Source organism: Streptomyces aureoversilis (assembly GCF_042657885.1).
Lineage (GTDB): Bacteria > Actinomycetota > Actinomycetes > Streptomycetales > Streptomycetaceae > Streptomyces > Streptomyces aureoversilis.
Map to the genome: position 1 here is coordinate 592,564 of NZ_JBHSKJ010000001.1, position 15,904 is coordinate 608,467.

The following is a 15,904-nucleotide window of genomic DNA, read 5'->3' on the forward strand; positions in this document are numbered from 1 at the left end:
TCGCGCTCCGTAGGACTGTCGGGTTCCGTAGGGCTGCCGGGCCGGGCCGACAGGGTCTCCAGGCACACCAGGGGGAAGAATGCAGACCGGGTCCGGGCGAACTGCGAACCCTTCGCTGTTCCGCATGCTGGAGTTGCACGAACACATCGAGGCGGAGCGGCAGCAACCGGGCGCCCGCGTGTTCCTCTCCGACTACAACGGCGGCCACCCCTACGTGGAGCGGTATCTCGGGCCGCTCGCCGATACCGCGCCGCGTCATCTGGCGGACATCACCCGGTACGCGGGCCTGGACGAAGACCTGGATCTCCGGTCCAGGATCGCCGCGATGCACGAGCGGTACGACGGAGTGGCCTACGGTGAGCGGAACGTCGTCCCGGCCGGCGGTTCGAGCAGTGTGCTCGGCACCTTCGTCACCTGGCTCGCCGTGAACGGTCACCGGCGGATCCACTACGTGGCGCCCGTGTACTACAAACTGGCCTACCTCTTACGCAGGTTCGGCATCGAGCCGGTTCCGGTGGCCTCCGGGCACGCCTACCAGCCGGAATTCGACCTGAGCCTGCCCGGGGAGCGAACGGTCCTCGTGCTGACCGACCCCGTCTGGTACGCCGGGCGGCGGGTGCCGGTGGCTGTCCTGGACGTGATCGCGGCATGGCAGCAGGCCACGGGATCGATGGTGTTCGTGGACGGCACCTTCCAGTACATGCCCTGGGACGGAAGGCCGGGCGAGGCGAGCGCCCGGCTTCCGGCCGAGCACACGCTGCGCATGGTCTGCCCCACCAAGTACCTGTCCATCCACGGATACCGCTGCGCCCACCTGCTGGTGCCCGCCACGCTGCGTCAGGAGCTGGCCGATCTGCACACCAACCTCCATGGCGACGTCGCCGTCTCCGACCGGCTGTTCGCCCACCGTGCCGCAGACCTCATGCTCGGGCACGGCAACGGGGACTTGGTCGGGCACATCCGGGACAACCACGCGCGGTTGACCGCGAGCGGTGCGCTCGACGCCTGGACACCGGTCGAGACCGGTTTCTTCCTCTTCGGCCGGCCACGCGTCCCGCACCGCTGGTTCCTGGCGCTCGACGAGCGGTACTTCGAACTCGGCGGACACCCCGGCCACGTCCGCATCAACCTGCTCAACCCCACCGCCGTCGAAGCCCTGACGGCCACCGTCCCCGACCGCGGTGCCTCCGGCCCACCCGGGAACGGCGGGTCCCTGGGCCGCTCGGCGTCAGGCGCCGCGGCCGGCGAGGGCGTGGCGGCGCCGCCACACTCCGGCTGAGATGCGGGCCAGCAGCCGGGCGGCGGGATCGTCGGCAGCGTGGCCGTTCGCCAGCCGCCCCGTGTAGCAGATGGCGAGGACGTACGGAGCCGAGTCGGGGGGCCGGATGACGGCCGCGCTGTGACGCATCCCCGGGAACCAGCCGTTCTTCCCGGCCAGGGGAGTCCCCGGGGGCAGCCCGGCCGCGATGTCAACGCGGTGCACGTTGTGCTCCAGCAGCGCCAGCACCTCCGGCTCCAGGGACTCCAGCAGCCGGACGAGGTCCCGGGCGGAGACGCGGTTGTGGACACCGGCATCGCGCCCCGCGTAGTCCTCGATCCCGCGCGGGCTGCCGCCGGCCGTGGCCCCCGCCCGCCGCCAGACCCGGGCCACTGCCTCGTGTCCGACCTGCGCCAGGCACAGGTTCGTCGCCAGATTGGAGGAGTGGGTGACCATGCGCCCGGCGAGCCAGCGGACCGAGGCGCAGCCCCCGACCCGCTCCCAGGGCAACGGATCGCTGTCCCACGCGGGGCTGTTGCCGTAGCTGCTGCCCGTCACCGACCGGAACTCATTGACCACCGGTATCTGCGCGTCCATGTCGACACCGCTGCGGCAAAGAGCCGCCAGAACGGCCACCTTCATCATGCTCGCCGCATCATGGGGAACGTCCGCATTGCGGAGCACCGCCGGACCGCGCCCCCACGGTGCCACCACCATCGACAGCATGCCGGCATCGTATCCGGCGAGACACAGCCTGGTGCCGTCCGGCATGTCGGCGTTCATGGGACGGGCAGGCGCAGGAGCAGGCCGGGGCAGTGGCAGGGGCGGGTGCGATGCGCCCGGGGGCGCCACCCTGTCAATCCGTAGCGTTCCCGATGCCCTCCCCGGGCAGCCGTGGCTAGCGTCCACCCCGCCGGTGCGCGCGAGCCGTCGTGCAACGAGCCGCGACCGTACCCCACCCACCCCACCCACCCCACCCGTCCGTTCCGACACGACCCCGAGAGGGGAAGGACGCCACGTGCTACACGGTCTTTCCAGACGTGCGCTGCGCCTCGTTCTCGCGGCGGCAGTCACCGTATTGCCGTCGTTGGTGACGACGTCCCCGGCTACCGCTCAACCCCAGGTAGCCGGATTCGCCGCCTCCTGCCCGACGGTCGGATTCATTTCCGATCCCTTCGGCGGCGCGCGCGATCACGACGGCATCGACATCGCCAGCACCCGCGGCACCCCGATCCATGCCGTGGGCGACGGCGAGGTCATCAACTCCGGGCCTGCCGAGGGCTACGGCCAGTGGATCCGCATCCTGCACCCCGACGGCACGGTGACCGAGTACGGGCACATGTACCACCGGGACGTCGCCGTGGGCGAACGGGTCACGGCAGGTCAGCGCATCGCGCTCATGGGTGCCGAGGGTCAGGCGTCCGGTCCCCACCTCCACCTGCGGGTGCGACGCGACACCAGCATGAGTCATGGCATCGACCCGGTTCCCTACCTCGCGGAACGCGGCGTGACCATACCGTGCACGCCGGGCCGGCGCCCAGGGCCCCCGCCACTCGTGTATCCGGTGGAGTCGGGCCGGGTGGTGTCGGCGCGGTCCGCCGACGGCCGGCTGGAGATCTTCGCGGCCGGGGCCGACGGGGTGCACCACGCCTGGCAGACCCGGGTCAACGGCGACTGGTCGGAGTGGGAACGACTGGGCGGCCCCGCCAACGCGCAGCTCGCCGTCGCTCCCAACGCCGACGGGCGGCTGGAGGCGTTCGCGGCGAACGGCGACACCGTCCAGCACCGCTACCAGCTGTCGCCGTCCGGCGCCTGGTCGGACTGGGAGAAGTTCGGTACCGGCGGAAGCACCGTCGCTGCCGGAGTCAACGCCGATGGCCGTATCGAGGTGTTCGCCTCCGGTCCGGTGGGCGTCTTCCACCGATATCAGACCGCGCCCAACAGCGGTTGGTCGGAGTGGGAGCCCACGGGCGGCGGCCCCGCCGGCAGCCGGGTGAAGATGGGGAAGGCTCCTGACGGCCGGCTCGAGGTGTTCGCGCTCAACGGGAACGTCTTCCAGCACCAGTACCAGACCGCCGTCAACGGCGGCTGGTCGCAGTGGGAGGAGTTCGGCGTCGGCGGGCACGACGTGACCGTCGACCACAATGCCGACGGCCGTCTCGAGGTGTTCGCTTCGGGGCCGGTGGGGGTGTTCCACCGGTACCAGACGAGCCCCACCAGTTGGTCGGAGTGGGAGCCCACGCGAGGCCCTGCCAATTCCCGGCTCACGAGCGACCGCACCGCCGACGGGCGTGTGGAGGTCTTCGCCATCAACGGTGAGACCGCCGCGCACATCTGGCAGAACGGCTTGAACGCCGCGTACAGCGACTGGGACAACTTCGGCATCGGCGGAACCGAGATCACTGCCGCCACCAATGCCGACGGCCGCATCGAGGTCTTCGGCACCAGCCAGGCCGGGGTCCACCACAGGTGGCAGACCGGCTTCAGCACCTGGTCCGAATGGGCCCGGCTCAACAGCACTCCCGGCCCGCCCATCCAGTGACCCGACACCCGCGGCCGGCCGGGGCGACGAGACCGCCCGGCCGGCCGCGGCACCCCTGCGGGAGGACCCATGCATCCGATCAGCAGACGCCGTCTGCTCCAGGGCTGCGCCGCGGCGGGCGCACTCGTACTGCCGGGAGCCGTGGGCGGGGGCGGCGCGGTCGCCGACGCCGCGCCGCCCCCGCCCCACCAGTGGATCGGCGCGGGGCCCTTCACGCACGTCCACGATCCGTCCACCCCCGGTGTGCGGCGCTACCTGAACGACCACACGCTGATCAAGGCGGCCGGCCGGTGGCACCTGTTCAGCATCGTCGGTGCCGGTGCGCCTCCCGGCCAGGCCCCCGACAGCGCGGCCGAGGTCTCCTTCGCCCACGCCGCCGCCCCGGATCCGTACGGACCGTGGACCACGCACGCCGACGCGCTGACCGTCGACCCGGCCTACTTCGGGGAGGAACACCTATGGGCGCCGCACGTCATCGAGGCAGGCGGCACGTACTGGATGTTCTACGCCGCCGGTGGCCGGAGCGGCGCCGCGATCAACCTCGCGACCTCGACCGACCTGTTCTCCTGGACGCGGATCCCGACCGGCCCGCTCTTCCGGGGGCGCGTGGCGCGCGACCCGATGGTGGTGAGGATCGCCGGTCAGTGGGTGATGTACTACACCGAACTGTCCGGCCAGGACGGCCGGCACGTGGTGGCCTTCCGGCGCTCCGCCGACCTGTTGCACTGGAGTGAACCGGGAGTCGCGTTCACCGACGCGACCACCGACGCGACGGTGTCGGTCACCGAGTCGCCCTTCGTCGTCGAGCGGGACGGCTGGTACTACCTGTTCATCGGGCCCCGCAACGGCTACGACGGCACCGACGTGCTCGCGTCCCGGAACCCGTTCTCCTTCGACCTCGGTGGTTACGCGGGCCATGTGCCCGGTCACGCGGTCGAGGTGGTCACCGGAGTACAGGCCACCGACGGGCAGGTCACCAGCGGACAGGAGTGGCACGGGAGTGCCGCGGGCTGGTTCCACCAGGGGCTGTGCCTCGCCCCCTTGCAGTGGCGGGACACACCACCGCCCTGGCAGAGCGTCGACAACCCCGTCGCCGGACTCGATGTCCACGGCCGGCTGACCGTGTTCGCACTGGACGCGAACGACGGTTCGTTGCTGCAACGCGCCCAGCTCGACCCGCAGGCCGACACGTGGTCGCCCTGGGAGTCGTTCGGCGGACCGGCCGGGGCGGTTCCCACGCTCGGCCGCAACGCCGACGACAGGCTGGAGGTGTTCTCCCTCGCCCCGGGCGGCGCCGAGCTGCACCACCGGGTGCAGCGGCCGGACGGCAGCTGGCACGACTGGGAGGAGTTCGGCGGCCCGGCAGGCGCAGCCCCCGCCGTCGCCCGCAACGCCGACGGCAGACTGGAGGTCTTCGTGCTCGGCCCGGGCGGCACCGCCGTCGCCCGGCGACGGCAGACCTCGCCCGGATCGCTGACCTGGGACGCGTGGGACGGCGCCTTCGGCGGGCCCGCGGGCGCACCGCCCGTCGTCACCGCCAACGCCGACGGGCGACTGGAAGTCTTCGCCCTCTCGCCCGGTGGCGCCGGGATCTACCACCGGTGGCAGGAGACACCCAACGGCGCCTGGGCGCCGTGGAGCCGCTTCGGCACCGCGGCCGGCACCGCGCCGCGCGTGGCACGCGACGGCAGCGGCAGACTCACCGTCGCCGCGACGGCCCCGTCCGGTGTGGCGACGTTCTCCAGGCGTCAGACCGTCCCGAGCGGAGGCTGGGACGACTGGCAACCGATGTTCGGCTGGACCGCCACGGCCCCGGCACTCGTCGCCGGCGCCGACGGCAGGCTCGACGCCTTCGCCCTGTCTCCCGGTGGCGTCCGGCTCAGCCACCGCCGGCAGGCCGCCCCCGGCGGCAGCTGGGATCCCGCCGACGACTTCGGCGAGCCCGGCGTCCACCTCGCCGCCCCGCCCACGGCCACGACCGATGCCACGGGACGCGTCCACGTCTTCGCCGTCACCACCCAAGGACGGATACGCACCCGCGTACGGGCCCGGCCCGGCAGCGGCTGGCTTCCGTGGACCGCATTCGGCGACCGCACCGTCGCGCCCGTGCCGTCGGGGAGTCCCGCCTACTGGGCTTGAAACTGCGGTCATACTCCCGCTTCATCCGGTCAGGATCCTGAGCGTGCCCACTCCGGTGACGCCTCCCAGCCCGGTCGGCGTCAGGCACGCCGTCGGGGGCTCCGCAGGCAGCATCCGGACCGTGCGGTGCGCCGTGCCGCCCGCGCCGAGGCCTTCCGTCACCCGTCCCGTGAGCGTCACGACCGTGAGGCCCGCGACCCGGACGGCGGTCGACTCCCCGTAGACGATCAGCGACTTGCGGCCGTCGGCGTAGCGCACCCGCTCCCGTACGCGGGGCGAGTTCACGGTCAAGCAGGAAGCGCCGGGCGAGTCTCCCACGCTGTGCCCGGCGGCCGGAACCGGCGTCGTCCCGAGACCGTGGCAGCTGTAGTCGCTGACGGCCTTGAGGGAGACCCGCTTCGGCAGAAGGGTCAGCCCCGGGCTGTATCTGGTGTTCTCCGCCCCCTCGCAGACGATCTTCTTGCCGAGTTCCGCGGCCGGCGCCGGTGCCGCAGGCGCTCCCGCCAGTACCAGGGAACACACGGCCACCACGGCACCACACACACCGAACATTTCCCACCCCTCCGCACAGCCACGGCCGCGTCTACGATCGCGCTCCGCCGCTCTCTACCCCGCTCCGCTGTTCTCCACCCGAGCGGAACGCGCGCGTCGATCCGCCGTAGGAAGCTCCCGCAGCACACCCGTCCCGGCCGCGCCAAGGCACGCACACCCCAGCGCGCGTCCGCACACTGCACTACCCGCCTGTCCCCGCGCGTGATGTCCGCGAGCGCGGCTCCGGTTCGATTCTGTGATCCTCCTTCGGACTCGTCACCGGGGCCTCGCGAAGATCGCCTGTCAGGTGGATGGGGGCAGGTGGATGTCCAGGAGGCACACGTCGTCGCGCTGTTCGTCCGGGAGGAGACGGGGCAGCAGGGTGTCCAGCGAGCCGGCGCCGTCCGCGGACAGTTCGGTCTCGGCGGCGCGGGCGAGGCGGTCAAGGCCCTTGTCCAAGTGTTCCCCGGGGCGTTCGACCAGGCCGTCGGTGTACAGCAGCAGGTGGTCGCCGGGTGCGATCCGGCACACGGCCTCGCCGAAGGAGGGCTGCAGCGTGGCGCCGAGCAGTATGCCCTCGGGCGGAGACAGGAACTCCGCCTTCCCGTGGCGCACGAGGAGGGGCGGTGGATGGCCCGCCTGGACCCAGGTCAGGCAGCGGTCGGCGGGGTCGTAGCGGCCGAGCACGAGGGTGGCGGTGGCGTGGTGGTCGCGGGTGTGCAGGAGCAGGGTGTTGAGCCGGTGCAGCGCGCCGGTGAGCGACGAGCCGGTGACGATCATGCCCTTGGCCGTGAACCGCAGCTGGGCCATCGTGGCCACGGCGTCGATGCCGTGTCCGGCCACGTCGCCGACCGCGAAGAGCACGCCGCCGCCGGGCATTTCGAGGGCGCTGTACCAGTCGCCGCCCACGTTGAGGTCGTCGTGGGAGGGGAGGTAGGAGACGTCGACGCGCAGATCGCCCAGGTGCAGCGACTGCCCGGGCAGCGGCAGAAGGGCGTGCTGCAGGCGGGCGGCGACCGTCCGTTCCGCCTGCAGGATGTTGCGCTGGGCAAGGACGGCCTGCCGGGTCTCCGTCAGGGCCAGTTCGGCGGCGCGCTGCGCTGTGACGTTCTGGACGAAACCGTGCACTTCGACGGGTGCGCCGTGGGCATCCGGCACCGCCTCGGCGACGACCCGCAGGTGTCGGACACCGCCCCGCGTCGTGATCCGGACCTGGCGGTCGACGGGCGTGCCGGTGCTCATGAGGTTCCGGACCGCGCGGGTGAAGTCCGGGGCGTCCTCGGGCAGGACGTCCCCGGGGAAGGCGTCGAGGGGAAGCGGGCCCGATTCCGGGTCGCGGTCGAGGACGGCGTGGACCTGGGGTGACCAGGTGATGGCGCCCGTGCTGAGGTTCCAGTCCGTCCAGCCGAGGTTGCCGAGCCGCTGCAGGTCGGCCAGGAGGGACTGCTGCCGGGCGACATCGTCGTGGCCCGTCCAGGTGACCACGAGGGCGTCACCGAGTTTCACCGCACGGACGGAGTAGGTGGAGCGCTGCCGCAGGCCGGCGACGACCTCCTCGTAGGTGAAGGGATCGCCCTCGTACGGCGTTCCCGTGGTGAGTGTCCGCAGGTAGCCCTGCCAGACGTCGGCGCCGGCCACGGTGGGGTAGCACTCCAGGACCCGCAGCCCGACCAGCCGGCGGCCGCGTCGGCCTGCGAGGTCGACGGATTGCGGCGTGGCGGCGTCGATGCGGAAGTCCTCGACGTCACCTGCCGGTGACCGCAGGGGGGCGAGGAGGACGGCGTGGCCCGGGAGGACGTCGAAGACGGCCTGGACGAGTGCGGCCGTGCCGGATTCGGGCACTCCCGGGCAGCCGGGCTGCGCGGGCTGCCCGGACGGTGGAAACGATTCGGAGGCCTCGGGGGCCCCGGAACTCCCGGAGCACCTGGGTGGTTCGGGGCGTCCGTTCAGCCGGAGCGGCTCCGGGCTTGCATCCCCTGCGCGGAGGCTGCCGGCGCACAGCCGGGCGACGGACTGCAGCAGCTCGCGCACGTCCTCGCCGAAGGGCGTGTCCAGCGTGCGCAGGACGCCGAGGGCCGCGGTGACCCTGCCGCCGGTGGTGACCGGGAGCCAGGCGCGGGTACGCCATTTCTGCGGCGGCTGCCCGATGAGGTGGTAGCGCTGAGCGTCCTGTGCCGGGTTCTCCAGCCAGACGGCTTCGCCGCGACGGACGGCGTCCAGGGCGGCGATGCCGCCGACGGGCGGCACGGACCGCCACTGGGCGGCGACCGCGGCCCCGGTGCCGACGTGCCCGGCGAGCTCCAGGGCGTCGTGCACGGTGCGGGAGAAGAGGAGGACGGCGTCGGCCCGGACCGGGGGCCCGGCCAGGTGGTCCAGCAGCCGTTCCGCGACGTCCTGCGGGCAGCCGGCACCGGTGAGGGCCCGGCTGAGGTTGCCGAGGAGCGCGGTGCGGGAGGGCGTGCGCGGCTCCGTCCGGGATTCCGGCACCTGTCCGGCCCGGTCGGCGGCGGGGGCCGGGCCATGGCGCGTCGCCCGGGACGGCCCCGCGGAACCCTGGCCCGGGACTTCGGGAACGTCCGTCACGCTCTGGACGGGGAGGAAGGGCGGGCGGGCCGCCTGCGGGAGGTCACCGAGGGCGATCCAGCACTCCTCGGTCAGTGTGCGGCCGTCGGCTCGCGCCCGTCGGGTCAGCTCCTCGTGTGCTTCGGCAGCCGAGCACCCGGACCGTGCCATCAGAAGGCCTTTGGCGCGCTCCAGTACGGCCGCGGTGGACGCCTGCTGGTGCAGGCGCTCGTTTTCGGCGCGTAACGCGGCCACGACCTTGGCCAGCGCGACGACGTCGGGTGCGACGCCGGACTCCTCGTCCTTGACAGGTTCGCTCGTCACGTCACCGAGGATGTCACAGGCAGCAGCCGCAGGGACCGTGTGCGCAGGCGCCGGGAGCCGGCCGGGCGGAGGACGTAGCGCCCGGCTCGCGGGGACAGTGGCGGATCGGACACGAAGCGTACGAACCGATGTGCCGTCACTTCCCCTGGCGAACCCGGTCATTCCGGGCTCCCGGACGGCAGGTGATCCCGCGCGGCCGGCCGTCACCGTCTCCTGCCACCCGTAGCGGCACGGACTGTCCGGCGAAACCGCCGTGGCGACGCGGATGGCGCTCAAGCACGCCCACGAGCAGGCCACGGCCGAGCCCGTGCCGTACGCGGGGTGCGTGATGGCTTGTAGCGGCCTCGACCGCATGGTCGGGCGGCTGGACACTGGGCGCGCTGCTCCTGGTCGCCCTCGGCGGCCAGGTACGGCCACGGGTCGGTGGCGGTGCGGCATGCCCCGTCTGCAACGCGGAGATCTCCGGTGGCTCTTCGGCGAGGGGAGGGGGTACATGGGCAGGCAGCGCGTCTTCAACGGGGACTTCACCAAAGGTCCGCGCTTCAACGGCGGCGAAGCCGGCCACCCGCGGGTGCGCGCGTTCGAGCAGGCGGTGTTGCTGGAGGGCTGGACGATCGAGGCCCGCACCGCCGGATACGACGGCTGGCCCGGATGCGCGGCAAGCGTCATCAAGGGCGAGTACGCGTTCGCCGGTGAGGAACGCATGCCTTCGGGGGCGATGACGCGGATGGGCTCCTTCTGGTAGGGCCGGGTTCCGGTGAGGGTCAGTTCGGCGGTCACGCGGACGTCGGCCAGCAGGGCGCCGGAGAACCCGTTCCCACTCCGGCCGGGGGCGGCGGCGGTGTCGGTGAAGCGCAGGACGGTGAAGGTGCTGGCTGAGGTGAACTGCAAGCGGTGCTGGCACCACATGGGGGCGAAGGACCCGTCCGGCCTTCGCTGCCCGCTCCGGGTGATGGTCACCGGCAGGGCCGCGAGCCGCAGGCCGGTGTCATGGCGGTCGACGGCCTCGGCGAGCAGCGAGACCTCTTCGGCGGTGGCTTCGGTGAGGTGGGGTAGCCGGCCCAGAAGCTGACGTCGTAGGTCCAGCCCCGTTCCGTGGCCAGGGCCTGGTGCAGCCGTCCGGGAACGTCGCGGCCGGTCAGCTCGACGGCGTGGCCCCGCAGGCGCTCCTGCCCGATCCCCGCGGCCGTCTCCGGCGACGGCGGGGAACTGACCGCCGACGCGGTACCGCTGGACCTGCACGCCCAGGCGGCCGGGAGCGACACCGTCATGGTCGCGGCCGACCTCGCCATCGACCCTGACGCCCTTCCCGGCACCAGCACCGTACGGTTCGAAGTCCACGCCGCGCCCAACGGCACCGCGGACCTCACCATCACCTGAAACCCCGGAGACGGCCGAAAACGTCACGTTCACCAACCGGCCGGCTGTCGGAGACGCTCACCGTCGCGACCGGAACGGGGAGTCTGGAGGTCGTCGCACGCTTGCCCGCAGCTACGGTTTGAGCATGATCGACTCATCGTGGGACGTCCTTCTCCTCGGCGGCGCTTCGGGCGTGGGCAAGAGCCGGGCCGCGGACCAACTGGCCCGGTCGAACGGCGCATTCGTGGTCGAGTTCGACGACGTGGTCAGCGCCGTCCAACGCCTCACCACTGTTGAACAGCACCCCGGCCTGCACTGCTTCGACCGGATCCCCGACACCTCCGTACTCGACGTCGGCCGTGTGGTGGAGCTGCAGATCGCCACAGCCGACGCGTTGCAGCCCGCCCTCCTCGGCGTCGTGGAGAACCGGTTGACCATCGACGTGCCGGCGGTCATCGAAGGCGACTACCTCACCCCGGCCGCCGCTGCCCGCGCCGCACGGGAAGGCGCGGTGATCGGCCGGGACATACGGGCCGTCTTCCTGCACGAGGACGATCCGGAGCAGATCACCGCCAACTACGCTGCCCGCGAGCCGAACAGCGGTCTTCAGACCCATAGGGCCCAAGTCAGCGTCCGATACTCACACTGGCTCGCCGATCAGGCCGCGCTCCACGGCATGCCTGTCGTGTCGTGCCGCCCGTGGCACGATGTGGCCGTACGCGTCGAGCGGGCCCTCGGCCGGGCGACCTCGCAGGCTTGACCGGCGGGAACGCATGCGGCTGACAACCACCCGGGAAGTGACCGTCGACGGCCGGGCGCGTCGTGCCGGGCGAAGGCGGGCTCAGTCCGGACCGGCGAGGGCTCGCTCGACAGCCGTGGCAAGGGCCCGTGGGGCCTCTTCAGGCGCGAAATGGCCGGCGTCCTCAAGTACTTCCAGCTCGGCGTTGGGATACCACCGGAGCCAGGTGTCCTGCAGGGCCTCGGCTCCCATCACGGGGTCGTGGGCACCGGCGATGAGGAACACCCGGGCGGGATTGCCCTGAACCCGCACGTGGAAGTCGGTCCGCGACCAGGAGTCCAGATACGCGCGGAAGGCCTGAGGGGAGGACTGCCCCATTGAGCTGCTCACCATGGCGTCCAGCCAGGCGTCGTCATGCCGTCCACCGGTGGTGCTGTCGATGATGGCCTTCCGGTTGCCGGGGTTGTCCTCGGCCCCCGTGAACAGCTCCCAGGCCTCTCCCACGAGCGGCAGGCCGGACGCCGGGACCGGCGACACGCCGATGATCGAGCGGATGCGCGAGGGGGCGTTCAGTAGCATCAGCTGGGCCGCCATACCGCCCATGGAGTGGCCGAGGACCGAGAACGTCCGCCACCCCAGGTGGTCGGCCACGGCCAGGGCGTCGCCGGCGACCTCATCCATGGTGAAGTCGCCCTCGGTGTCGATCGCCTCGCCGTACCCGCGGCAGTCCACGAACGCGTAGCTGTACGCGTCCCCGTCGAGATGCGCGCGCATCCCGTCGAAGCTCGACCGCCCCGCGAACCAGTGGTGGAGCAGGAGGACTCGTTCCTGGCCGGAGCCCTGGACGTCGTACGGAATGACCTGCGGTTTCACCATCCACCTCTGGTCCGGAAGTTCCCCTGTGATCAACTCTTGCGGACACCGGGGGACAGGTCAACGCGCCACGCACGACCCCGCACCCGGCCTGCGCAGGGACCGTTTATGCCTGCGCTTCTGCCTTCCACGTCCCAGCCGGTTCGCGGCGCTCGCCGGAGGTATGCGGCCGCACTGCGCGGACTGCCGTAGGAGCAGACGCGGCCGGTAAGGCCGGTGACAGGCACGTGCCTGAAGGGGGACCCTGGCACCGGCGGAAGGGGTGGCGATGGCTCACGGCCAGGGCGTCGGGGTGTGTCTGGCGGCGACGTCGCCGCTGGTGTTCTGCCAGCCGACGACCTTGTGCAACCTGGACTGCGCCTACTGCTACCTGCCGGAGCGCACCACGGCGCGGCGGATGACGGTGGAGGTGGCAGCTGCGGTCGCCGCTGCCGTGTCCGGATGGTCGCGGCTGCACCCGGTACGCGTCCTGTGGCACGGCGGGGAGCCGCTGGCCACCGGTCTTGAGCACTTCAGCGCGCTGCTGGACAAGTTCGGCCCCGGTCGTCCTCACCCGGTGCGGCACGCGGTGCAGACCAACGCCACCCTCATCGACGACGCCTGGTGCGAAATGCTGGCCGAGCGCGGTGTCGAGGTGACCGTCAGCATCGATGGCCCCGGCGCGGACAACGCACAGCGTCCGGACCGGTCCGGGCGCTCCTCGACCGGACGTACCCTGGCCGGTATCGGCAGGCTGCGCGCCCACGGCATCCCCTTCGGGGGCATCGCCGTGGTCTCCGATCCCACGCCCGTCGCTGCCGAGCGCCTGTATGGCTTCGTCCGAGATCTGGGGGTCAGGGCTCTGGGGGTCAACCTCGCCGAACACAAGGGTGCCCACCGCCGGCCGGGTCCACGGGCCGGGGCGGCAGACTTCTGGGCCGCGCTGGCGGGCGCCTGGCGAGCCGACCCGGCCGTGCCGATCCGCGACTTCGACCAGGCCTTCGGCTACCTCCGCGACGAACTCGCGGGCACGGCCGAGAGCCGAGCGGGTCGGCCGTTCAGCCCACTGCCCCTGATCACCTGGGACGGCGACGTCGTCCCGCTCAGCCCCGACCTGGCCGGCTTCTCCTCACCCCGCCACGGCCCCTTCACCGCGGGAAACCTCCGCGACGCCCCCTTGGACACCCTCCTTGCCCGCGCCCCGGACCTGCCCTGGGTACGCGAAGCCCTCGACGGCATCACGAACTGCCGCACCACCTGCGACCACTTCGCCTACTGCCGCGGCGGCCAGGCGGCCAACAAGTACTTCGAGACCGGACGGCTGGACACGACCGTCACCGACCACTGCAACAGCAGCAAGATCCAACTCATGGAAGGACTCCTGCGCCATGCCCGACCCGACCACCGACCACACTCCCAAGACCCCCCTGGCACACAAGGTCCGGGGCCGCAGCCGTGACCTGATGCGACTGCTGGACCGGGCCGTGCCCTGCGACACACTCACCCACGGCGGCGACTACAGCTACTCCGGAGCCCTCCACCACACCGACCTCGGCCAAGCCCTGGTGAACGGGTTCCAGGTGCTGCCGTTCAGGGTGGTCCGTCGTGAACCGGCCCTCCCCGTGGTGAGGTGCGAGCGAGCGCTCCGGCGGACGCTTGTGGCGTTGGGATGAAATTGCTTGCCGATCGGCCGAATGGCCGCAACCGTATGCTCCGGATGCGGTTGCTCCTCGGAGAGGCGTTGATTCTGTACTTGAGGAGGTCGCTATGTCCCTGCGAAGGATTTCTGTCCTGGGTGCTGTCAGCGGAGCGCTCGTGCTGTCGGCCGTAGCCGTAGGCCATGCTGCCGGGCACGCGGCTTCGGCCGATGCGGCCGAGATCGCCGGCGGGAACGGCACCGGCAATACGGAGGGGCGTGAGGTGTTCGTGCCGGTTCAGGCGGTCGGAATGGACATCAACCCCCTCAGTCTGCTGATTCCCGGTGTGTGACAAAGGGGTATCGCCGCGGCCTTCGTCTTCGCGTTCTCGGCGCGCGGGACGACCTGGCCGGTGCCCGGGACGGCCGCGGCGACGGCGGCGTACAGGCGGGTGCTACGTCACGCGATTCTGATGACCGCCGTCGGGCACCGCGCGACGGCCTCCTCCACCGCTGCGCGCTGCTCCTCGCCCGGGGCGGCGTCGAGCAGGATCACCGTGCCGTCCTCGTCGTTCTGGTCGAAGACATCGGGGGCGAGGAGCACACAGGTGCCCGCGCCGCAGCACAGGTCCTCGTCGATTTCTATCCTCATCACGGCCGCCTCCTCACCAGCGCACCGGCAGTCCGAGGACGCCGTACGTCACCATCATCTCCCGGGTGCCGACCTCTTCCGCCGGAACGGCGAGCTCCAGGCGGGGGAAGCGGCGCAGCAGCGATTCGTAGCCGATGGAGAGTTCGAGGCGGGCCAGGTGGTGGCCCATGCACTGGTGGGGGCCGCTGCCGAAGGCGACGTGCCGGGTCGCGCCGCGACGGATGTCGAGGCTGTCGGGGTCGTCGAAGCCGAGCGGGTCACGGTTGGCGGCGGGGAGCGACACCGTGACGACCTCGCCCTTGCGGATCGACTGCCCCTCGAACTCGAAGTCCTCGGCGGCGACGCGGATCGGGCCGATCTGCACGACGCTGAGGTAGCGCAGCAGCTCTTCGACGGCGTCGTCCATCAGGGACCAGTCGGCGCGCAGGGCGGCCAGCTGTTCGGGGTGGCGCAGCAGGGCGTAGGTGCCCAGCGCCAGCATGTTGGTGGTGGTCTCCAGCCCCGCGATGAGCAGGACGATCGTGATGCCGAGCAGCTCTTCGTCGGTCAGGTCGGTCTCGACGGTGAGCCGGCCGAGGATGTCCGGGCCCGGGTCCTTGCGTGCGGCGGCGATGAGGGCGTTCAGCATGCCGCCGAGCCCCATCATCGACTGCTGCATCTCCTCTCCGCTGCTGGAGAGGCTGAAGAGGACGTCGACATGATGCCCGAACTGCGACCGGTCCGCCTCCGGCAGCCCGAGCAGCTCCGAAGTCACCAGGGTGGGCAGCGGCTTGGCGAAGGCCTGCACCAGGTCGACGGGCCCGCCCGTGCTCTCCATCTCGTCCAGCAGGCGATCCGTCATCTCCTGGATGCGCGGCCGGAGTTCCCGTACCCGCCGGATGGTGAAGTGCTTGCTCAGCAGACGGCGGTAGCGGGTGTGCTCCGGCGGGTCCATGTTGACGAACATGCCCGGAGGGAGGGCGTCGGTGCTCAGCTCGGAGCCCGGCACCTTCACCGGGGAGCGTTTCCCGGCCGGCAGGGAGCTGAACCGGGTGTCGCCCAGCACGGTCCGCGCGCTCTGCAGTCCGGTGACCAGGCGGCCGACGTGCCCGTCGGGGTAGCGCAGCGGGGTGATGGGGCATTCCTCGCGCGCTTCGGTGAAGGGCGCGGGCGGGTCGAAGGGACAGCCTGAGGGGCGCGCCGTGGGAAAGGACCGGGCTAAGCGATTCTCGGATTCTCTCGATTGCGTCATAGCGAAGAGACCTCTTCGTCAGAGGAAAATGCGGGGAAGTTATACGGCCGATAACCTTCCCACGGCTGTCCCTAGGGAT

The 15,904-nt window shown here is 71.6% G+C and carries 15 protein-coding genes; 9 read left to right on the top strand and 6 right to left on the bottom strand.

All coding sequences use genetic code 11. From position 1 onward, the window contains the following. Positions 1-124 precede the first annotated feature (124 nt). Entirely contained in the window at positions 125-1,279 is a 1,155-nt protein-coding gene (locus ACFPP6_RS02480) for an aminotransferase class I/II-fold pyridoxal phosphate-dependent enzyme (protein WP_382036556.1), read from the top strand. Here ACFPP6_RS02480 and ACFPP6_RS02485 read toward each other — a convergent pair. Beyond that, complete coding sequence (locus tag ACFPP6_RS02485) at positions 1,229-1,984, bottom strand: serine hydrolase (RefSeq protein ID WP_382036559.1); 756 nt, start codon at positions 1,982-1,984, stop codon at positions 1,229-1,231. The genes ACFPP6_RS02480 and ACFPP6_RS02485 overlap by 51 nt on opposite strands. 292 nt (positions 1,985-2,276) lie before the next feature. Between ACFPP6_RS02485 and ACFPP6_RS02490 the strand changes: the two genes are divergently transcribed. Together ACFPP6_RS02490 and ACFPP6_RS02495 are read left to right on the top strand one after the other, a co-directional pair. Continuing rightward, on the top strand, positions 2,277-3,800 hold the full coding sequence (locus ACFPP6_RS02490) for a DUF8189 domain-containing protein (RefSeq protein ID WP_382036562.1): 1,524 nt from the start codon (positions 2,277-2,279) through the stop codon (positions 3,798-3,800). Between the two features lie 69 nt (positions 3,801-3,869). Continuing rightward, a complete protein-coding gene (locus ACFPP6_RS02495; protein ID WP_382036565.1) occupies positions 3,870-5,939 on the top strand; it encodes a DUF8189 domain-containing protein in 2,070 nt (689 codons plus the stop codon). 21 nt (positions 5,940-5,960) lie between these two features. On the opposite strand, the gene ACFPP6_RS02500 is transcribed toward ACFPP6_RS02495, so the two are convergent. Both ACFPP6_RS02500 and ACFPP6_RS02505 read right to left on the bottom strand, forming a co-directional pair. After that, positions 5,961-6,461 (bottom strand): hypothetical protein, encoded by a 501-nt coding sequence (locus tag ACFPP6_RS02500; protein WP_382036568.1) that lies wholly within the window; start codon positions 6,459-6,461, stop codon positions 5,961-5,963. A 312-nt stretch (positions 6,462-6,773) separates the two neighbouring features. Then, positions 6,774-9,356 carry a SpoIIE family protein phosphatase gene (locus ACFPP6_RS02505; RefSeq protein ID WP_382036569.1) on the bottom strand — a complete coding sequence of 861 codons (2,583 nt, stop codon included), beginning with the start codon at positions 9,354-9,356 and terminating at the stop codon, positions 6,774-6,776. A 493-nt stretch (positions 9,357-9,849) separates the two neighbouring features. Here ACFPP6_RS02505 and ACFPP6_RS02510 point away from each other — a divergent pair, with 493 nt between their 5' ends. The 3 genes from ACFPP6_RS02510 to ACFPP6_RS02520 all read left to right on the top strand — a co-directional run bounded on the left by ACFPP6_RS02510 (position 9,850) and on the right by ACFPP6_RS02520 (position 11,475). Next, positions 9,850-10,101 (top strand): hypothetical protein, encoded by a 252-nt coding sequence (locus ACFPP6_RS02510; protein WP_382036572.1) that lies wholly within the window; start codon positions 9,850-9,852, stop codon positions 10,099-10,101. A 350-nt stretch (positions 10,102-10,451) separates the two neighbouring features. Beyond that, the gene (locus ACFPP6_RS02515) at positions 10,452-10,736 is read left to right on the top strand and encodes a hypothetical protein (RefSeq protein WP_382036575.1); all 285 of its coding nucleotides are present in this window, start codon (positions 10,452-10,454) and stop codon (positions 10,734-10,736) included. 124 nt (positions 10,737-10,860) lie between these two features. Then, entirely contained in the window at positions 10,861-11,475 is a 615-nt protein-coding gene (locus tag ACFPP6_RS02520) for an AAA family ATPase (protein ID WP_382036577.1), read from the top strand. An 81-nt stretch (positions 11,476-11,556) separates the two neighbouring features. On the opposite strand, the gene ACFPP6_RS02525 is transcribed toward ACFPP6_RS02520, so the two are convergent. After that, positions 11,557-12,330 carry an alpha/beta fold hydrolase gene (locus ACFPP6_RS02525; protein ID WP_382036580.1) on the bottom strand — a complete coding sequence of 258 codons (774 nt, stop codon included), beginning with the start codon at positions 12,328-12,330 and terminating at the stop codon, positions 11,557-11,559. 265 nt (positions 12,331-12,595) lie between these two features. Here ACFPP6_RS02525 and amcB point away from each other — a divergent pair, with 265 nt between their 5' ends. From amcB to ACFPP6_RS02540, 3 genes are all read left to right on the top strand, one after another. Next, a complete protein-coding gene (gene amcB, locus ACFPP6_RS02530; RefSeq protein ID WP_382036583.1) occupies positions 12,596-13,765 on the top strand; it encodes a cyclophane-forming radical SAM peptide maturase AmcB in 1,170 nt (389 codons plus the stop codon). 4 nt (positions 13,766-13,769) lie between these two features. Then, the gene (locus tag ACFPP6_RS02535) at positions 13,770-13,979 is read left to right on the top strand and encodes a hypothetical protein (RefSeq protein WP_382036586.1); all 210 of its coding nucleotides are present in this window, start codon (positions 13,770-13,772) and stop codon (positions 13,977-13,979) included. A gap of 94 nt (positions 13,980-14,073) precedes the next feature. Beyond that, positions 14,074-14,295 (top strand): hypothetical protein, encoded by a 222-nt coding sequence (locus ACFPP6_RS02540; protein WP_382036588.1) that lies wholly within the window; start codon positions 14,074-14,076, stop codon positions 14,293-14,295. Between the two features lie 107 nt (positions 14,296-14,402). Here the strand turns inward: ACFPP6_RS02540 and ACFPP6_RS02545 are convergent, their stop codons facing one another. Beyond that, complete coding sequence (locus tag ACFPP6_RS02545) at positions 14,403-14,594, bottom strand: ferredoxin (protein ID WP_382036789.1); 192 nt, start codon at positions 14,592-14,594, stop codon at positions 14,403-14,405. Between the two features lie 13 nt (positions 14,595-14,607). Further along, complete coding sequence (locus ACFPP6_RS02550) at positions 14,608-15,825, bottom strand: cytochrome P450 (protein WP_382036591.1); 1,218 nt, start codon at positions 15,823-15,825, stop codon at positions 14,608-14,610. Positions 15,826-15,904: the final 79 nt, after the last annotated feature.